Origin of the sequence: Phormidium tenue FACHB-1052 (assembly GCF_014696675.1) — a bacterium.
GTDB lineage: Bacteria > Cyanobacteriota > Cyanobacteriia > Phormidesmidales > Phormidesmidaceae > Nodosilinea > Nodosilinea tenuis_A.
This window is the reverse complement of record NZ_JACJQN010000003.1, coordinates 235,092-251,194: the sequence shown is the minus strand read 5'-3', so window position 1 is coordinate 251,194 and position 16,103 is coordinate 235,092. Positions and strand designations below refer to the sequence as shown.

General features: G+C 58.4%; 16 protein-coding genes. 12 read left to right on the top strand and 4 right to left on the bottom strand.

Going from position 1 to position 16,103, the window contains the following annotated elements:
* Nucleotides 1-172: 172 nt before the first annotated feature.
* Together H6G07_RS07205 and H6G07_RS07200 are read left to right on the top strand one after the other, a co-directional pair.
* Nucleotides 173-1,537, top strand: a complete 1,365-nt coding sequence (locus tag H6G07_RS07205; protein WP_073607703.1) for an FAD-binding oxidoreductase — start codon at nucleotides 173-175, stop codon at nucleotides 1,535-1,537.
* Between the two features lie 8 nt (nucleotides 1,538-1,545).
* On the top strand, nucleotides 1,546-2,001 hold the full coding sequence (locus tag H6G07_RS07200) for a hypothetical protein (protein WP_073607702.1): 456 nt from the start codon (nucleotides 1,546-1,548) through the stop codon (nucleotides 1,999-2,001).
* Nucleotides 2,002-2,011: 10 nt separating this feature from the next.
* On the opposite strand, the gene H6G07_RS07195 is transcribed toward H6G07_RS07200, so the two are convergent.
* The 3 genes from H6G07_RS07195 to menA are packed head-to-tail and all read right to left on the bottom strand — an operon-like array spanning nucleotide 2,012 to nucleotide 5,331.
* Nucleotides 2,012-3,418 carry an AMP-binding protein gene (locus H6G07_RS07195; protein WP_073607701.1) on the bottom strand — a complete coding sequence of 469 codons (1,407 nt, stop codon included), beginning with the start codon at nucleotides 3,416-3,418 and terminating at the stop codon, nucleotides 2,012-2,014.
* Nucleotides 3,403-4,395: an o-succinylbenzoate synthase gene (locus H6G07_RS07190; protein ID WP_073607700.1), complete on the bottom strand. Its 993-nt coding sequence runs from the start codon at nucleotides 4,393-4,395 to the stop codon at nucleotides 3,403-3,405. The genes H6G07_RS07195 and H6G07_RS07190 overlap by 16 nt, the downstream gene beginning before the upstream one ends.
* 33 nt (nucleotides 4,396-4,428) lie before the next feature.
* Nucleotides 4,429-5,331 (bottom strand): 2-carboxy-1,4-naphthoquinone phytyltransferase, encoded by a 903-nt coding sequence (gene menA, locus H6G07_RS07185; protein WP_073607699.1) that lies wholly within the window; start codon nucleotides 5,329-5,331, stop codon nucleotides 4,429-4,431.
* Nucleotides 5,332-5,556: 225 nt separating this feature from the next.
* Between menA and H6G07_RS07180 the strand changes: the two genes are divergently transcribed.
* On the top strand, nucleotides 5,557-5,934 hold the full coding sequence (locus tag H6G07_RS07180) for a single-stranded DNA-binding protein (protein ID WP_073607698.1): 378 nt from the start codon (nucleotides 5,557-5,559) through the stop codon (nucleotides 5,932-5,934).
* Between the two features lie 223 nt (nucleotides 5,935-6,157).
* On the opposite strand, the gene H6G07_RS07175 is transcribed toward H6G07_RS07180, so the two are convergent.
* Nucleotides 6,158-6,526, bottom strand: a complete 369-nt coding sequence (locus H6G07_RS07175; RefSeq protein ID WP_073607757.1) for a DUF1823 family protein — start codon at nucleotides 6,524-6,526, stop codon at nucleotides 6,158-6,160.
* Nucleotides 6,527-6,779: 253 nt separating this feature from the next.
* On the opposite strand from H6G07_RS07175, the gene H6G07_RS07170 reads away from it, so the two are divergent.
* The 9 genes from H6G07_RS07170 (at nucleotide 6,780) to H6G07_RS07130 (ending at nucleotide 16,045) form a co-directional block, all read left to right on the top strand.
* Nucleotides 6,780-7,013, top strand: coding sequence for a hypothetical protein (locus H6G07_RS07170; RefSeq protein ID WP_073607697.1), 234 nt, complete (start codon nucleotides 6,780-6,782; stop codon nucleotides 7,011-7,013).
* A gap of 74 nt (nucleotides 7,014-7,087) precedes the next feature.
* A complete protein-coding gene (locus H6G07_RS07165; protein ID WP_073607696.1) occupies nucleotides 7,088-8,011 on the top strand; it encodes an alpha/beta fold hydrolase in 924 nt (307 codons plus the stop codon).
* Between the two features lie 261 nt (nucleotides 8,012-8,272).
* Nucleotides 8,273-9,328: a class 1 fructose-bisphosphatase gene (gene fbp / locus H6G07_RS07160; protein WP_073607695.1), complete on the top strand. Its 1,056-nt coding sequence runs from the start codon at nucleotides 8,273-8,275 to the stop codon at nucleotides 9,326-9,328.
* A gap of 348 nt (nucleotides 9,329-9,676) precedes the next feature.
* Nucleotides 9,677-11,206, top strand: a complete 1,530-nt coding sequence (gene zwf / locus H6G07_RS07155) for a glucose-6-phosphate dehydrogenase (protein ID WP_073607694.1) — start codon at nucleotides 9,677-9,679, stop codon at nucleotides 11,204-11,206.
* Nucleotides 11,207-11,426: 220 nt separating this feature from the next.
* Nucleotides 11,427-12,761 carry a glucose-6-phosphate dehydrogenase assembly protein OpcA gene (gene opcA / locus H6G07_RS07150; protein ID WP_073607693.1) on the top strand — a complete coding sequence of 445 codons (1,335 nt, stop codon included), beginning with the start codon at nucleotides 11,427-11,429 and terminating at the stop codon, nucleotides 12,759-12,761.
* A 95-nt stretch (nucleotides 12,762-12,856) separates the two neighbouring features.
* Nucleotides 12,857-13,552: a ligase-associated DNA damage response endonuclease PdeM gene (gene pdeM / locus H6G07_RS07145; RefSeq protein ID WP_073607692.1), complete on the top strand. Its 696-nt coding sequence runs from the start codon at nucleotides 12,857-12,859 to the stop codon at nucleotides 13,550-13,552.
* Between the two features lie 106 nt (nucleotides 13,553-13,658).
* Complete coding sequence (locus tag H6G07_RS07140; RefSeq protein ID WP_199311955.1) at nucleotides 13,659-14,462, top strand: SH3 domain-containing protein; 804 nt, start codon at nucleotides 13,659-13,661, stop codon at nucleotides 14,460-14,462.
* 63 nt (nucleotides 14,463-14,525) lie between these two features.
* Nucleotides 14,526-14,756 carry a hypothetical protein gene (locus H6G07_RS07135; RefSeq protein WP_073607690.1) on the top strand — a complete coding sequence of 77 codons (231 nt, stop codon included), beginning with the start codon at nucleotides 14,526-14,528 and terminating at the stop codon, nucleotides 14,754-14,756.
* Between the two features lie 140 nt (nucleotides 14,757-14,896).
* Nucleotides 14,897-16,045: a glycosyltransferase family 4 protein gene (locus H6G07_RS07130; protein WP_073607689.1), complete on the top strand. Its 1,149-nt coding sequence runs from the start codon at nucleotides 14,897-14,899 to the stop codon at nucleotides 16,043-16,045.
* Nucleotides 16,046-16,103 lie beyond the last annotated feature (58 nt).

Genomic DNA, 16,103 nt, shown 5'->3' with positions numbered 1-16,103 from the left:
CGATAGGCGCTGAAGGCGATCGCACACCTCAGGGGGTCAGGGTAGGAAGCTGCTTTGGCCCTTTGCGTTTAGGGCGATGGATTAAAATGGCGATCGCACTCTTCTATACAGATCAGCCACCCGACCGGCACTTTACACTAGCAACAGCTATCTTCTACTGGTTGATTCGCCTATGCCCCTGGCTCGCCCTGCTACCGACTGGGATGCTCTAGCCCAGGCCTTTGGTGCGATCGAAACGATTCGCGACCCCAACCAGCGCGAAAAACTCTCCAAGGACTACTACTATTTCAGCCCAGTGCTGAAGGAGCAGCTAGCGGATTTGGTGGCCGACTTGATTGTGCGCCCCACCAGTGAAGCCGAGGTGCTGGCTGCGGCCAAGATCTGCGTCGAGGCGCGAGTACCTGTCACCGTGCGGGGGGCGGGCACCGGCAACTACGGCCAGTGTATTCCCCTAGAGGGCGGGGTGGTGCTGGACTTGAGCAAAATGAACGCGGTGAAGCGGGTAGAGCCGGGGGTGGCCTGGGTGGAGCCGGGGGCCAAGCTGGCGGCGATTGATAAAGTCACCCGCGAAACTGGGTGGGAGCTGCGCATGTACCCATCGACCTACCGCACGGCGACCATTGGCGGATTTATTGGCGGCGGCAGCGGCGGCATTGGGTCGATTACCTATGGGCAGCTGCGCGATCGCGGCAATCTCAACGCCGTGCGCGTGGTCACAATGGAAGACAATCCCAGGGTGATCGAGCTGCGCGGTGATGCGGTGCAACAGGTTAACCATGCCTATGGCACCAACGGCATTATTACCGAGTTAGAGATTCCCCTTGGCCTGGCCTACCCCTGGGCGGAGGTGATTGTGGCCTTCGACGATTTTATGACCGCCGCCCACTTTGGCCAGACCCTGGGTGATGCCGACGGGTTGATCAAAAAGTTGATCAGCATCCATGCCTGGCCGATCCCCAGCTATTTTGCGTCTCTGAAACCCTACCTGCCTGAGGGCAAAGCGGTGGCGCTGCTGATGGTGGCCGAGCCGTCCCTAGCTCTATTTGAAGAATTGGTGAGGGAATTTGGCGGCACCATCACCTATAGCAAATCGGCCCAGGAAGCCAGCAAAGGCGCGCCCCTGGCGGAGTTTACCTGGAACCACACCACCCTCCACGCCCGCAGCGTTGACCCGTCGCTCACCTACCTGCAAACCCTGTTTCCCTACGACTCTAAGCTGGAGCGGGTGCGCCACTTCTATGAATACTTTGGCGACGAGGTGATCATGCACCTGGAGTACCTGCGCATGGGGGGCAACACGATTCCGGCGGCGCTGCAAATCGTGCGCTATTCGACCCCTGAGCGTCTGGCCGAAATTATTCGCTACCACGAAGAGCACGGCGCGCTGATCGCCAACCCCCACACCTATCTGCTCGAAGACGGCGGCATGAAAAAGGTGGACGCGGTACAGGTGAATTTTAAGGCTGAGGTTGACCCCCACGGGCTGCTCAACCCCGGCAAAATGCGCGGCTGGCTGGAACGAGTTGAGGCGAAATAGAGGCTGTTGTGGCGATCGCGCGTCCGTTTACAGATGAAGATCGAATTGAGTCGCTGAAGGCAGCGGTGCTAGCGGGGATCGCTGCGGGAATGGCTGCTGGGAGTCTACTGCTGGCGCATCGAGTGCCGACCATCGGTTGGGGAGCAGCGTTGACCTCGATCGCATCCGGTCTAAGCGGCAGCACCTTTTGGGTCAGCGCCATTTTTGCGGGCCTCTCCGGTGGCCTCTTCGGCATCACCTACCGCTACGCCGTGCGCCAAGACCCAAACCCGCAGCTTAAAGCCGGAGTCGTTCTTGCCTTTAGTCTGGTGCGGGGACTGGCCCTGGTGAATGTGGCGGCAGCGGTTAGCCTGCGGGGCTGGCCCTTTGCGGTGGCGATCGCCGAAAGCCTGCTCATATTTGCCGCCGCTGCCGCTAGCCTAGAGCTAGCGCGCCAGCAGAACTGGATCAAACCCGTGAAATGAGTCAGGAATCTTAACAGGCCATGCCCAGAATCTTTTGAGCCAGCGCTAAGGCCTGGGGACGGCTGAGTTTGCCCTGGGCGGTTCTAGGTAGGGCGCTAACGAGAATCCACTGCTTGGGTAGTTTGAAGGGGGCTAACTGCGATCGCAGTCGTTCAGTGAGATCGTTTAGCGATATTGAGGAATCCATCATCACCAGGGCGCAAAGCTGCTGACCCCAGCGATCGCAGGGCAGCCCCACCACGCAAGCATCGTTCACCCAGCCCGTCGCCAACAGCACCGCCTCAATCTCCTCAGGGAACACATTCTCGCCGCCGGTAATAATCTTGGTGCTGCTGCGCCCAACGATGTGTAGATAGCCCCCGTCATCCAAATAGCCAATATCATCAGTAGCGAACCCCGTAGGGTGGGCACTGCCCACCACCCAGGAACCCTTTTTGCTGGAAGCACCCCGATATCCTAAAGCCAAGGATTCGGCCTGAATAACCACCCGCCCCGCTTGCCCCGATCGCTGGGGTTGCCCCTGATCATTAATAACAGTGAGTTTTACATGGGGTAACGGTCTGCCGCTGCTGCGGTGCCCCGCCAAAAATTCCTCTGGCAGCAGGGTGGCAACCTGGGCGGCGGTTTCGGTCATGCCGTAGGTAAGGGCAACGGGAATGCCCAAAGTTTGAGACTGATCGAGCAGCGCCTTCCCTGCCGGAGCGCCCCCCAACAACACTGCTCGAAAACTTCGCAGCCAGGAAATAAACTCACTGCCTAAAGCCAGCAGTTCTTGCAACTGAGTCGGCACTAGCGAGAGAAATCCACCGGGCGGTAAGGGCAAGAATTCTTCCCGTTTGAGATGGCCGTAGGGCTGGAGCGCTAGCTGCCCGCCTGTGGACAGCACCCGCAACGCCTGCATCAGCCCGCTAACGTGAAACAGCGGCAGTACGCAGTAAGCGTGAACGCGCTCGACCTCAAAGTGGGCGCGAAAGCCTTCTACAGAGACCATTAAGGTCTCCCAGTTATGCGCCACAAACTTGATCTGTCCCGACGAACCGCCCGTAGGAATGAGCATCTGCCTTGACTGTCCGTCGGGCACTCGGCAGGCATAGGCCGAAATTCTCGGTACCAAGGGATTGCCCCAGGCTGGATCGACCATGGTCTGCACCTGGTGGCGCTCGTTCTCGCCCCAGCGAGGGTTAGCCAAGACCACGGTGCAATCTGCTGACCAGGCGGCTAGAGAGGCCGCCAAAAACTGAAGCGGTTCAGGTTCGGCGATCAAAACTGCGGGGCTGTGGGAACCGCAGAATTCTCTATAGGCAGCAAAAACAGGAATGAATTCATTGAGGTACTGCCAAAACGACTGGCTGCTGGGGCCGATCAGCCAGTCGTCGCCCCAGCGAGTTTGAAGCAGTGCGCTTAAAGTCTGTCCCATAGTTCGGCGGGGGTGAGGGTATCCCAATCGTCGGCAAACCAGCCCTGGGTGCCAAAGCCTAGGGCTGGTTCTGGGGCGGGAGAGCAACGGGCGGCGATCGCCAATGCGGCCCGTCGCCCGATCGCGGTTTCAAAGGCAGAGGAAAAGACGAGGCGGGGGCGATGCCGTTGGCAGAAGGCTTCTAGCTGCTGGGGCGAACCCGCGATCGCCGGCTTGACCACAAACACCCCTCGCCAGCCCTGTTGCCAACATTTCTCTAGCTGAGCCACCGTAGCAACCGATTCATCTAGGGCGATCGCGGTTTGATAGCGCTCCCCCAGTGCTGTCATGGCCGCTAGCTGATCGGGCGGCAGCGGCTGCTCCAGGTGTTCAACTGTGGCCAGTTGAGAATTGGTGTTGATGCGATCGCAGGCCACCAGCCATTGCTCAGCCTGGGCCAGATTCAGCCCACCATTGGCATCCAGCCGCAGCCGAGTATTCATGGGCAGGTTGACCATCAACTGATCGAGCCAGCGGATTTCGTCAGCGATTGAAGCCACGCCAATCTTCCACTTCAACGTTTGATGGCCTTGGGCTAAGCGCTGGGGGGCAACTGATAACGCCGTTTCGCCAGCGGGCAGGAGGCCGCAGATAGCGGCGTTGGCCAAGCTATCCGTAGGAATCGCTGGTTTTTGCCTAGCGATCTGCCCCGCCAAATCGGCCTGGGCAGATTCCAGCCCAAACTGAGTAGCTGGGAGAGCAGCGGGAATTTCCCCGCAGCGCCACTCATCCCCCTGAGCTTGGCAAAACGCCAGCGCCTCGGCCATCGATTCGCTGCCAAACCAAGGAATCGGGGCCACCTCGCCGTAACCTACTTGTCCCAGGCTATCCCTCAGGCGCAGCAGCAGGCCCTCTCGCCATACCCAGGGGCCGTGGGCCGTGTGCAACGGCTGGGCAAACCGTCGTCGGTAGAGACGAATTGCTAACTCAATACCCATTGTCTGGCTGTCAATTCAAAACTCAAAACCTGGCTAAGCGCTCAGCCAAAACCCCAGGCTCAGCAGCACCCCGCTCCAAAAGTGAAAGCCAATGGCAAAAAACTTGGCGTTGAAGACCCGTTGGGGTTGGTCGTGGTAGCGGGTGACGTGGCGACTGAGCCGCCAGGCCGAGAGCAGGCTCAAAAACACCAGCGCCGTCCAGACTGGAAAAATACCTAGAACCAGGGCCAGGGCGGCGATCGCAAACACAATGCCACAGACCCAGGGCACTAGCAGCGCCCCTCGCTTTGTGCCCAGACGCACAATGGGCGATCGCTTGCCCGCCGCAATATCATCCTCCACCTGGTGAAAGTGGGAGCAAAACAGCACTAGGGTCGTGGTCAACCCCACCATCACCCCCGCTATTTGGCTGCCCCACGACCAGCTCTGAGTCTGGCTATAGTAGGCCGCCCCCATGGCCAGGGGGCCAAAGCTAAAAAAGCACAGCACCTCCCCCAGCCCTTGGTAGCCCAGGCGAAAGGGCGGCCCCTGGTACATATAGCCCAGCCCGCAGCAAATCAGAACGATCGCCAGCACGGTGGGGTCTTGCTGAACCAGGGCGATCGCCACAATCCCGGCGATGCCTAGCCCCAAACACAGATTCGCTAAGGCAAAAACCAATCTCCGGTTGCGCGTTAGGTTAACGACAGAATGCGCTTTGTTAACATCAATGCCGGTCTCCGAGTCAAACACATCATTACTGAGGTTTTCCCAGGCCAAAATAAGCACCGCCGCCAGCAAAAATAGCGCAAAAATACCGCCGTCAAATTGGCCGGTTTCAGCGTAGGCGATCGCGCTGCCCACCACCATCGGCATGATGGCAACACTATACATAGGGGGCTTTATCGCCGCTAGCCAGAGTTTGCGGTTAGCTGGGTTTACCGATTGGGTGGTCATAGCACTGTAATTCCTTCAGGCTTAGCATATCGCTAAGCCGGGCCATGGCCGAAGCCAACTTTACAATCCCCATTTCCCTACGCGGCTAAATATACGTAGCCAGTAGTCTAAAAAGTTACGTAAAAATCCATAGCAAATTATGAATTTAGCTTGTGCATATTAAAACCACAGACATCTGTCGCGTCGGGCGGGGTCTGGTGCATCTAACCCAAGGAGACCCCAGCTATGTCCAGTCGCGGATTAAATCTGTGCACCCTATCCGGCAATGTCGCCGCCGACCCTCAGGTGCGCCACATTGAGCGCAAAACCGGCGGCAGCGCCCAGGTAGCCGAAATGACCATCTACGTCGATCGCATTCCCAGCCGCAAAGACAACGACAGCTTTACCGTCGATATCAGCGTGTGGGAAGGTTCCCCCGCCTGGCGCAAGCTCACCCACGTTAAAAAGGGCTCGCTGATTATCGCTAGCGGTGCGATCGATGCCTCCCCCTACGTCAGCAAAACTGACTCCCAGGCGCGGGCCGGGCTTCAGCTCAAAGCCACCGATATCTTTCTGGATTCTTCTCCCAAAGTTGAAGAACCTAAACCAGAAAGCGAGTTTTAACTATTGAGTTATTCTGCTAGCCCTTGGCCAAGCGGCAATCCCCACGCCACAGATTGCCTTCGCCAATGTCCCTAGCAGAACCAAGATCCACGGAGAGAGCGCCGTGGGTTGAGAGCGAGGATGCGGGTTAACCCGCATCCTTTTCTAATTTTGGGTCGCTGCTAACTTGCTTGAAGATCTCATCGGTTGGCGTAGCCTGCCAAAAAAACAAATGGTTTTGCGCTTAGTCACCACCCATTGACTGCTTGCGCTGGCTCAGCAGCCAGCTCACCATTGTCGCTCGCCGCGTCAATCGAGGAATTAGCTGGTCGATGCTATACCCCTTAAACCCCAATTCTTCCTTGAGCAGCTGCTTGTACTCTGGCGGAATCGACCGGGTCAGCTGCACCGTTGCCGGACGGCTCTCGATAAAGTTTGGCGGCTCTGGATATTTCTCAGCCCAAGCTGGCTCCACCGCCGAGCTATCCCAGCCGTCAGAAATTTCTTGGTAGCTCAGGCTGCACCACACCAGACGGTTCACGGTGTCGTCATCTAGCTCGTCGTTGAGAATGGCCCACAGCGTATCGTCGGTCAATGGAGGCATAGAAGGCATAGAAAAGTTATCCACCTGGCTAACTGCCACTGGGGTCGAGCTAATCTCTACCCATTTTAAGCATTGGCCCAGTCATCTCAAATCACCTGCTGCGCCTGGGGCTGTGTCGGCTGCGCCAGTTATTCGATGCCGCTTTCACCGATCCACTTCTCGATCCCGTCACATCGTGACCCCAAAACACACTTAATGATCACAACCATTGGTTAATAACTGTGCTAGCGATCGCCATGCCCTTAGCTTAGAGGACACTACCATGCAACGCCCCCGCCGTCCCCATCACGTGCTCAGCCTCACCTTTAGCCTGATCAAGTATTTCTTGTTTGGGCTAGCGGGCTGCACCATCGCCTACGTCATTGCCCTGGTGCTCGACTTGCCCTTCGTAGCTGCGGCCATTGTGTTCTTTCTCGAACAGGTGTTGGCGCGATCGCTCGTGCTGCTGGGCTGTCTGTGGGCGATCGCCGTTATCAACGAGTCCGCCCGCTCCTAGTCCTAGCTGAACCCCACCCTTTCCGTTATTGTGAAGGAGTATTAAGCAGACTGACGTCTTCGAGAGCTACCGCTGTGACCACCGCCTTGGCTATTCCCGACGTTAAAACCTGGCAATGGCAGGGGTTTTCCATTCGCTACCAGCACATTGGTGAAACGGGTGCCCCGGTGCTGTGCATTCACGGGTTTGGGGCGTCGAGCGATCACTGGCGCAAAAATCTGCCTGCCTACGGCGAAAGTTTTCAGGCCCATGCGATCGACTTAATCGGTTTTGGCCTCTCCGACAAACCCACTCCCAATCAACCCCTGCCCTACACCTTCGAGACCTGGGGCCAGCAAATTGTAGACTTTTGCCGCGAGGTGATTGGTCAGCCCGCCTACTTGGTGGCCAACTCCATCGGCTGCATCGTGGCGCTCCAGGCTGCTGTCGATGGGTCTGAGTGGGTCAAGGGCGTAGTCATGCTCAACTGCTCTATCCGCCTGCTGCACGAGCGGCGGCGAGCCGAAATTCCCTGGCACCAGCGCTTCAGCACGCCTATTGTGCAAAGTATTCTGAGCTATCCCCAGATTGGGCGATTCTTTTTCTCCCGCATTGCCCAGCGCAAGGTGATTCGCAATCTGCTCGGTCAGGCCTACCGCCGCCCCGAAGCCATCACCGACGAACTGGTCGAGGCCATTCTCAACCCGGCCCTCACGGTGGGGGCTGCCGACGTGTTTTTGGCCTTTGTGCGCTACTCCCAAGGTCCCCTGCCCGAAGACCTGTTGCCCCTAGTGCAGTGCCCGGTGTGGATTATCTGGGGCCAAGACGACCCCTGGGAGCCGGTGGCCATGGGCCGGAGCCTGGCGAACTACGCGACAGTTCAGGCAATGGAAGAACTGCCGGGCGTGGGCCACTGCCCTCAGGATGAAGCCCCTGAGCTAGTCAATCCCCTAGTGCTAGGCTGGTTAGGTCAGGCTGAACTGTCCTCTCGGATAGAACCCAGCTCATCACCTTACTGATAAGGCCAGAACCATTGCACTTCTAGCAAGCGCAGATTTGCCCGATCGCGCTGTTGCCAACCCTGAAATAGTAATGGCTCTGAGGCCAGCTCTGGTGCTCAGTGTTGTTTCCATTTATGCCTCATTTCTAAAGTGTCTCTAAAGGTTGGTCATCGATCGCAGTCTGCCTTCTTACCATGGAGACAGCCTGTAGACACAACACCAGGGGATTGTCGCCCTCGCTATACGCCACAGCCCTACCCCACAGAAAGGAATCCTACGATGGCCGACTATCAACCCGCCGCCGCTGCCTTTGCCCTCGATCGCGACTGCACCACCCTCGCCCGCCACGTCCTCGAACAGCTCCACAGCTTTGGCCCTGAGGCCCAAGATCTCAGCGCCCTGATGAACCGCATTGCCCTGGCGGGCAAGCTGATTGCCCGCCACCTGAGCCGCGCCGGGCTGATGGAGTCGGCCCTGGGCTTTACCGGCGACACCAACGTCCAGGGCGAAGCCGTCAAAAAGATGGATATCTACGCCAACGACGTGTTTATCTCGGTCTTCAAGCAGAGCGGCCTGGTCTGCCGCCTGGCCTCCGAAGAGATGGACAAGCCCTACTACATCCCCGAAAACTGCCCGATTGGCCGCTACACCCTGCTCTACGACCCCATTGATGGGTCATCTAACGTCGATATCAACCTCAATGTCGGTTCTATTTTTTCGATTCGCCGTCAGCAGGGCGATGACCTCGACCACACAGGGGCCGATCTGCTGCAAGACGGCCACCAGCAGTTGGCGGCAGGCTACATTCTCTACGGCCCCAGCACCGTTTTGGTGTACTCCATCGGTAAGGGGGTGCATGCCTTTGTGCTCGACCCCAGCCTGGGCGAGTTTATTTTGGCCACCGAAAACATTCAGGTGCCGGCCCACGGCCCTACCTACAGCGTCAACGAGGGCAACTTTTGGCAGTGGGAAGAAGCCATTCGCGACTTTACCCGCTACGTGCACCGCCACGACGGCTACTCGGCCCGCTACACCGGGGCGCTGGTGGCCGACTTCCACCGTATCCTCACCCAAGGAGGCGTGTTTCTCTACCCTGGCACCACTAAAAAGCCCGAGGGCAAGCTGCGACTGCTCTACGAAACCGCACCCCTAGCCTTTTTGATTGAGCAGGCGGGCGGGCGCGCCAGCACTGGCACCGAAGACATTATGGGCGTGGTGCCCGGCAAGATTCACCAGCGCACGCCCTTTGTGGTGGGCAGCAAAGACGATGTGGCCTTAGTGGAGTCCTTCATTCAAGACCACAGCCGCCGCCAGAGCACTCTGTTGGCCAATTAGAGCTGGGTAAGGGGCGGGTTGATAGCTCACCTGGGGCGTTGGCGTTCGTGAAGTGTCCCGAGGGAATGCCTCTCTAGATCAGAATCGCTCCGTCCCGTTAAACCCCGTTTAAACTGATTGGGTAAAGCTAAACCGGTAGCCAGGGCTACGGCCTGAACCGCCAATTCGTCTTATTTAATACCTTTCCCGAGGGGTTAATTAAGACCGTCTATAGTCTCACCAGATTTGTAAAATCTGCTGTCAATATAGATTTCTATTTCTGTTATTTGTCGGTGGCTGCTGCGATCGCCAATTCAGCCAGTACCAGCCCTGTCAGCGCGTCATTACTAACGTCTACTCCCCACGCTTATGGTGTCCTTACTTGAAAATCCCCTGCGCGCTGGTCTCCAACAAGACCGGATTCCTGAGCCGCAAATTTTAGTCATCTTTGGGGCCTCGGGCGACCTCACCCAGCGCAAAATTGTGCCCGCCATCTACCAGATGCGGCGCGAGCGGCGGCTGCCCCCCGAGCTGACCATCGTCGGCGTCGCCCGCCGCGAATGGAGCCACGAGTTCTTTCGTGAGCACCTGCGCGAAGGGGTCGAAGAATTTGGCAACGGCCTGGGCCACGAAGCCATCTGGAATGACTTCGCCCGGGGGCTGTTTTACTGCCCTGGCGACATCGACAACCCGGCCTCTTACCAAGCGCTCAAAACCCTGCTAGCCGAGATCGATGTGACCCGAGGCACCAAGGGCAACCGGGTGTTTTATCTCTCGGTTGCCCCCCGCTTCTTTGGCGAGGCCACCCAGCAGCTCGGGGCCGCAGGCATGCTTGAGAACCCCGAAAAACAGCGGCTGATTATCGAAAAGCCCTTCGGCAAAGATTTGTCCTCGGCGCGGGTGCTCAACCGGGTGGTGCAGGAGGTCTGCGACGAACGCCAGATTTACCGCATCGATCACTACCTGGGCAAAGAAACCGTTCAAAACCTGATGGTGTTTCGCTTTGCCAACGCCATCTTTGAGCCCCTGTGGAACCGGCAGTTTGTCGATCACGTGCAGATTACCGTGGCCGAAACCGTAGGCCTGGAGGGTCGGGCGGGTTACTACGAAACCGCCGGGGCGCTGCGCGACATGGTGCAAAACCACCTGATGCAGCTCTTCAGCCTCACCGCCATGGAGGCTCCCAACTCCCTCGACGCCGACGCCATTCGCAACGAAAAGACCAAGGTGCTGCAAGCTACCCGCCTGGCTGATATCGACGACATTAGCCAGGCGGCGGTGCGCGGTCAATATTCTGGCGGCTGGATGAAGGGCCAATCGGTACCGGGCTATCGTGAGGAGGATGGGGCCAACCCTAACTCCACCGTGCAGACCTTTAGTGCCATCAAGCTCGAAATCGACAACTGGCGCTGGAAGGGGGTGCCCTTCTACATGCGCACCGGCAAGCGCATGCCCAAGAAGGTGAGCGAAATTTCCATCCACTTCAAGGATGTGCCCCACCTGATGTTTCAGTCTGCCGCCCAGCAGATGAACCACAACGTGCTGGCCCTGCGGATTCAGCCCGATGAGGGCATCTCGATGCGGTTTGAGGTGAAGACCCCAGGCAACTCGCTGAGAACGCGATCGGTGGATATGGACTTTCGCTACGATGCCGCCTTTGGTCAGGCCAACACCGACGCCTACGCCCGCTTGATCGTTGACTGCATGCTGGCCGACCAAACCCTGTTTACCCGTGGCGACGAAGTAGAAGCCTCCTGGCGGCTGCTGACCCCCCTGCTCGAAGCCTGGGATGCTCCCGCTGACCCCAAGGCCATTCCCCTCTACGAAGCGGGCACCTGGGGGCCAATGGAGGCCGAGTTTTTGCTAAACAAAGACGGTCGGCGCTGGCGACGCCTTTAACCCAGTTTTGAATTTTAAGTTTTGAGTTTTGAGTTAAGGAGATTCTTAGAAAATAAAATTCCCGCTTTATCCGGCGACTGTCGCCACCGTAGGGTGGGCACTGCCCACCATTAGATAGAGTTTTCCACCAGTCGCCTAAGCCCCAATTCCCCAACTCAAAACTAAAAACTAAGCACTCAAAACTAAAAACTCCCAATTCCCCTTTACCCCCAACCTTCCTATGACTACGACTCCCATCGTTGCCCTACAAAAGCCCAAGGATATTTCCCTGGATGAGATCGAGTCAGAGCTGCACAGTATTTGGCGTCAGCAAGATTCAGGCATGACCGCGCCCATGGCGACTCGGGCCACCACCTTCACCATGGTGATCTACGAGCCCGAAGAGGTACAGCAGATCTTGGCGGCCCTGGGCTTTTACACTGGTTTCATTGATAGCAGCCACGGCAGCCAGACCCGCGAGGCCATTCGCCAAGCTCAGATGGCCTACGATCTGCGGGTGACGGGCCGGGTTGACCCTCCTACCCTGGCTCGCCTGCGGCAGGAGTATGCCCAGCTTTCCGAGGCCCAAAAGCAGTACTCCAACCTCGACCAGCGGGGGTTCAGCCTCAGCGAGTCAATTTCGGCCCACAACCCCTGCCGCATTATTAGCCTTTGCCCCACGTTTGGGGAAGATACGGGGGTCACGGCCCAGGTTTCGGTGTACTGCCCGGTGCAAAAAAAAGGAACCGGCAATCTGGTGTGCTGTGAGTACATCAACCTGCGGGGCACCAAAGCGGCCCTGGGGCGCGTCAGCGACCTGATTGCCTCGCTGATTTTGCCGGAGTTGCCCAAGTTTGTGTGGTGGAAGGCTACCCCCAGCCCTGAGCAGCTAATCTTTCAAAACTTGGCCAAGTCCAGCAACTGCATCATTGTTGATTCGAGCTATTTTAGCGATGCTGAGGCCGAGCTGCAAAAAATGCAGGAGCTGATCGAAACAGATACCTATATTGCTGACCTCAACTGGCACCGCTTGGCTCCTTGGCAGGAGCTGACTGCCGCCGCCTTTGATCCCCCTGAGCGGCGTGAGTCGCTGGTGGATGTAGACCGCATCAGCATTGACTATGAGCAGGGCAACGCGGCTCAAGCGCTGCTGTATCTCGGCTGGTTTGCTAGCCGACTGGGCTGGCAGCCGATTAATTATGTTGAAGAAGGTGGCATCTACAACATCAAGAAAATTTACTTTAAAGGTACCAACGGCCTAGACATTGAGGCCGAGCTGGCGGGCATTCCGGTGGCGGACTCGGGGGAAGTGGTGGGCGACTTGACCGGGCTACGGCTGGCCTCCACCGACAGAAATGCTAACTGCTGCACGATTCTGTGCTCTGAGACCACGGGCTGCATGCGAATGGAAGCCGGGGGCGGTGCCCAAGCCTGTCAGGTAGAGCAGGTTACGGCTCTCTCTGATCAGAAAGCCGACTTTATGCTGGGGCAGCAGCTCCAGCGCTGGGGCGAGGATGTGCTCTACGAGGAGAGTCTGGCCATGGTGGCGAAGATCATGACCCTGCTGGCCAGATAAGGGTTGGCAGAATCAATGGATTGCAGCCCAGACAATCGCGCCAAGGGGGGCTAAATCCTTTACAGTGACATCCATTGGGTTGAATTGAGTGGTTGATGGCGCTGCCCCTTATCGCTACAGAGTCTTTGACTGTGGGCCAGATTCAGCTGCGGCTGCTGCCCGAGCGGGCGGTTTTTGTGGAGCCGCTGAAGCTGCTGCTGGTGTCGGATGTCCACCTGGGTAAGGCGGAGACCTTTCAGCACCATGGGCTGCCGGTGTCTAGCCAGGTCAACCAAGGCACGCTCCGACGGCTGGAAGAACTGTGCGCCCAATATCAGCCGGAGGCGCTATGGATCTTGGGCGACCTGTTTCACGGGCGCGAGGGCATGGCCGATGAGGTAATCGACGCCTGGCTGAGGTTCTTGCACCAAACTCAAGTCAGCGCCCACCTAATCTTGGGGAATCACGATCGCCCCCTGCAAGACACTCTGACCCAACTCTCGGTGGAGTGCTTTGTGGAGGCGGTGGAGGTCGGGGGCGTTCTTTTCAGCCATGAGCCCGATGTCGACTCCACTCGGCTGAATATCTGTGGCCACATCCATCCCTGCTTTCGGCTGAAGATGGGGGGCGATCGCCTGCGTCTGCCCTGCTTTCACTGGCAGCCTCGGCAAAACCGTCTCACCTTGCCTTCTTTCGGGGAGTTTACCGGCGGCTATGACATTGCGCTGGCGGCGGGGGAGACGGCCTACGTGATAGCGGAGTCTGCCGTGATCGCATTTGGGCAAGGCGTGAATGGCAAACGCAGGCAGTAGGTCAGGGGCCAGTGGATGTGACAATCTAAAATCTAAACCTTCAAAGTCAGAAGCCCCTGGGGGCAAACGCTATGCTAGATCTCTGGGTTTCCTGAAGGGCATAGCGATGACAAAGGCCAAAGTATGGATGGCAGTGGCGCTCTGTAGTGTTTTCGTCGCGGTGGCCGCGATCGCCGTCGCCCTCGGACGGCGCAATGATCCCACCGTAGTGATGCCCACTAATCCCGAGGCACAAACCGAGGAGCAGCCAGCGGTGGTAGACCCCACTGAGCCAGCCCCAGGAACAGACCCCGAAACTGGGACTACGCCAACCCCCAACCCGCCGGAACCTGGGGTTGGCGGCACGGGGCAAGCAGTCAACCCACCCCAGGCGGCGCAGCTGATCGCCAGTCAGCCCGGGTCTCAGATCAATCTGCGATCGCAGCCCACTACCAGCGCTGATAGCCGGGGCTACGGCGTTGTGGGCGACCCCGTGATGCTGCTGCGATCGACCGAGGCCAGCGACGGCACCTGGTACTTCGTCAAATTTGACCAGTCTGGGGCCGAGGGCTGGATTCGCGGCGACTTTATCAATACCGAAGGGCGGGCCACCCCCCTGTCAGATCGAGCCAGCCAGAGCGACACCTGCGAAGGCACGATGGAAGGCATGGCCGTCACCGCCTTTTATGACGCCAACGGCTTTCACCTGGTGCGCTTCGTCAATTTAGAAACCAGAAACACCTTCGATGCCACCCTCAGCCGCCAGGGCAGCAGCAACGCCGGGCAGCCTCTCTACCAGGGCAGCGCCAGCCCACCTGCCGGTGGCAGCTACCCGGTGGCGCTCACCGACCTCTCCGGCGGCAACCCCCGCAGCGGGTCTCAGGTGAGCTTGAACTACACGGGGATTGAGGGGAGTGCGACTTGTCAGTAGGTGAGTAGGTGGGTGGGTGCTGATAAGATTGGAACGTGAAGCTGCTGCTCAAGGAGCACTCCCATGGCCACAGAACTCAGCGCAGAAGAACGACAGGAGCTAGACACCCTGCGGCAGATCATTGAGCAGGCGATCGCCGATGGCGTGCTCACCCAGACCGAGCGCGACGTCATTACTGCCACTATGCGGGCCGATGGCAAAGTCACCTTTGAGGAACTGGAGCTAGTGCGACGGCTGGTCAGCGACAAGGTCGCCGCTGGGGAACTGAACCTCGAAAAGTCTGCCGGACTGTGATCGAGGCTTGACGAAGCACAGCCGCAGGTACTGTTTGGCTCCAGCGGTTCGGCCCTGGGGCACTGCGGTGCTTGCCCTGATCAATCAGGGCGAGAAATCGCGGCGATCGCCCCCAACCAATTCCCTTACCCCCACGTTGAATGACTTCTGAAACTTTACCTGCCGCTGTGGCGATCGTGCACGAGTGGCTCGTCAGCCGGGCTGGGTCAGAAAAAGTCGTTGAGCAAATGCTGGCGGTGTGTCCTCAGGCGGATGTCTTCAGCCTGGTGCAGTTCTTAGAACCCGAGGCCATCTCGCTGATTCCGCCAGGGACGCGGGTGCAGACCTCGTTTTTGCAAAACCTGCCGGGGGCGCGACGGCACTTTCGCCAATATTTACCGCTGATGCCCCTGGCGGTGGAGCAGTTCGACCTCTCAGATTACGACCTGGTGCTCTCTAGCAACCACGCTGTGGCCAAGGGGGTTCTCACCCGCCCCCACCAGCTCCACGTCAGCTACGTGCACACCCCCATTCGCTACGCCTGGGATTTGCAGCACCAGTATCTCCAGCAGGCGGGGCTGACGCGGGGGGCAAAAAGCGCCCTCACCCGGCTGATTTTGCACTACCTGCGCCTGTGGGATCTCGCTGCTGCCCACCGGGTTGACTGCTTTGTGGCCAACTCTCGCTACGTCGCCCGCCGCATCTGGAAAACCTACCGCCGCCCCGCCACCGTGATCTACCCACCCGTAGCGGTCGATCGCTTCTGCTGGCAGCAGCCTCGCGACGACTTCTATCTCACGGTGTCGCGCTGTGTGCCCTATAAACGGGTCGATCTGACGGTGGCGGCCTTTAACCGCCTCGGGCTGCCCCTGGTGGTGATTGGCGACGGGCCAGCCCTGGCCGAGCTACAGCGATCGGCCAAACCCAACATCGCCTTTTTGCGGAACCCCACAGATGCGGTGGTGTCAGATCATATGGCGCGTTGTCGAGGTTTTATTTTTCCGGCAGAGGAGGACTTTGGTATCACCGTGGTCGAAGCCCAGGCGGCGGGGGCACCGGTGATTGCCTATGGTCAGGGCGGCTGTGCCGAAACCGTACGACCGGGGAAAACTGGGATACTGTTTAGCCAGCAAACCGTCGATCATCTGGTGCAGGCCGTGCAGCATTTTGCCCAGCACGGGGTCGAGTTGGGGGCCGAAGCCATTCGTCACCATGCCGAAACTTTCTCTGAAGCAAGATTTCGCCAGGAATTGACGACCTATTTGGCCCATAAGTGGCTGAAATTTCAGCAGGGCAATGAATTAGAGTAGTGTCGGTGTTTTAGGAGTGTGGGGAAATTTATGTTTCCTCTTGAGCGTACGGTTCATC

Excerpts from the sequence above, each read along its gene's own strand:
- pdeM (WP_073607692.1), top strand. The coding sequence starts at position 12,857 with ATGGCGCTGCCCCTTATCGCTACAGAGTCTTTGACTGTGGGCCAGATT.
- H6G07_RS07175 (WP_073607757.1), bottom strand. The coding sequence starts at position 6,526 with ATGCCTTCTATGCCTCCATTGACCGACGATACGCTGTGGGCCATTCTC.
- H6G07_RS07205 (WP_073607703.1), top strand. The coding sequence starts at position 173 with ATGCCCCTGGCTCGCCCTGCTACCGACTGGGATGCTCTAGCCCAGGCC.
- H6G07_RS07170 (WP_073607697.1), top strand. The coding sequence starts at position 6,780 with ATGCAACGCCCCCGCCGTCCCCATCACGTGCTCAGCCTCACCTTTAGC.
- zwf (WP_073607694.1), top strand. The coding sequence starts at position 9,677 with ATGGTGTCCTTACTTGAAAATCCCCTGCGCGCTGGTCTCCAACAAGAC.
- H6G07_RS07180 (WP_073607698.1), top strand. The coding sequence starts at position 5,557 with ATGTCCAGTCGCGGATTAAATCTGTGCACCCTATCCGGCAATGTCGCC.
- H6G07_RS07190 (WP_073607700.1), bottom strand. The coding sequence starts at position 4,395 with ATGGGTATTGAGTTAGCAATTCGTCTCTACCGACGACGGTTTGCCCAG.
- H6G07_RS07140 (WP_199311955.1), top strand. The coding sequence starts at position 13,659 with ATGACAAAGGCCAAAGTATGGATGGCAGTGGCGCTCTGTAGTGTTTTC.
- opcA (WP_073607693.1), top strand. The coding sequence starts at position 11,427 with ATGACTACGACTCCCATCGTTGCCCTACAAAAGCCCAAGGATATTTCC.
- menA (WP_073607699.1), bottom strand. The coding sequence starts at position 5,331 with ATGACCACCCAATCGGTAAACCCAGCTAACCGCAAACTCTGGCTAGCG.
- H6G07_RS07135 (WP_073607690.1), top strand. The coding sequence starts at position 14,526 with ATGGCCACAGAACTCAGCGCAGAAGAACGACAGGAGCTAGACACCCTG.
- H6G07_RS07195 (WP_073607701.1), bottom strand. The coding sequence starts at position 3,418 with ATGGGACAGACTTTAAGCGCACTGCTTCAAACTCGCTGGGGCGACGAC.
- fbp (WP_073607695.1), top strand. The coding sequence starts at position 8,273 with ATGGCCGACTATCAACCCGCCGCCGCTGCCTTTGCCCTCGATCGCGAC.
- H6G07_RS07130 (WP_073607689.1), top strand. The coding sequence starts at position 14,897 with ATGACTTCTGAAACTTTACCTGCCGCTGTGGCGATCGTGCACGAGTGG.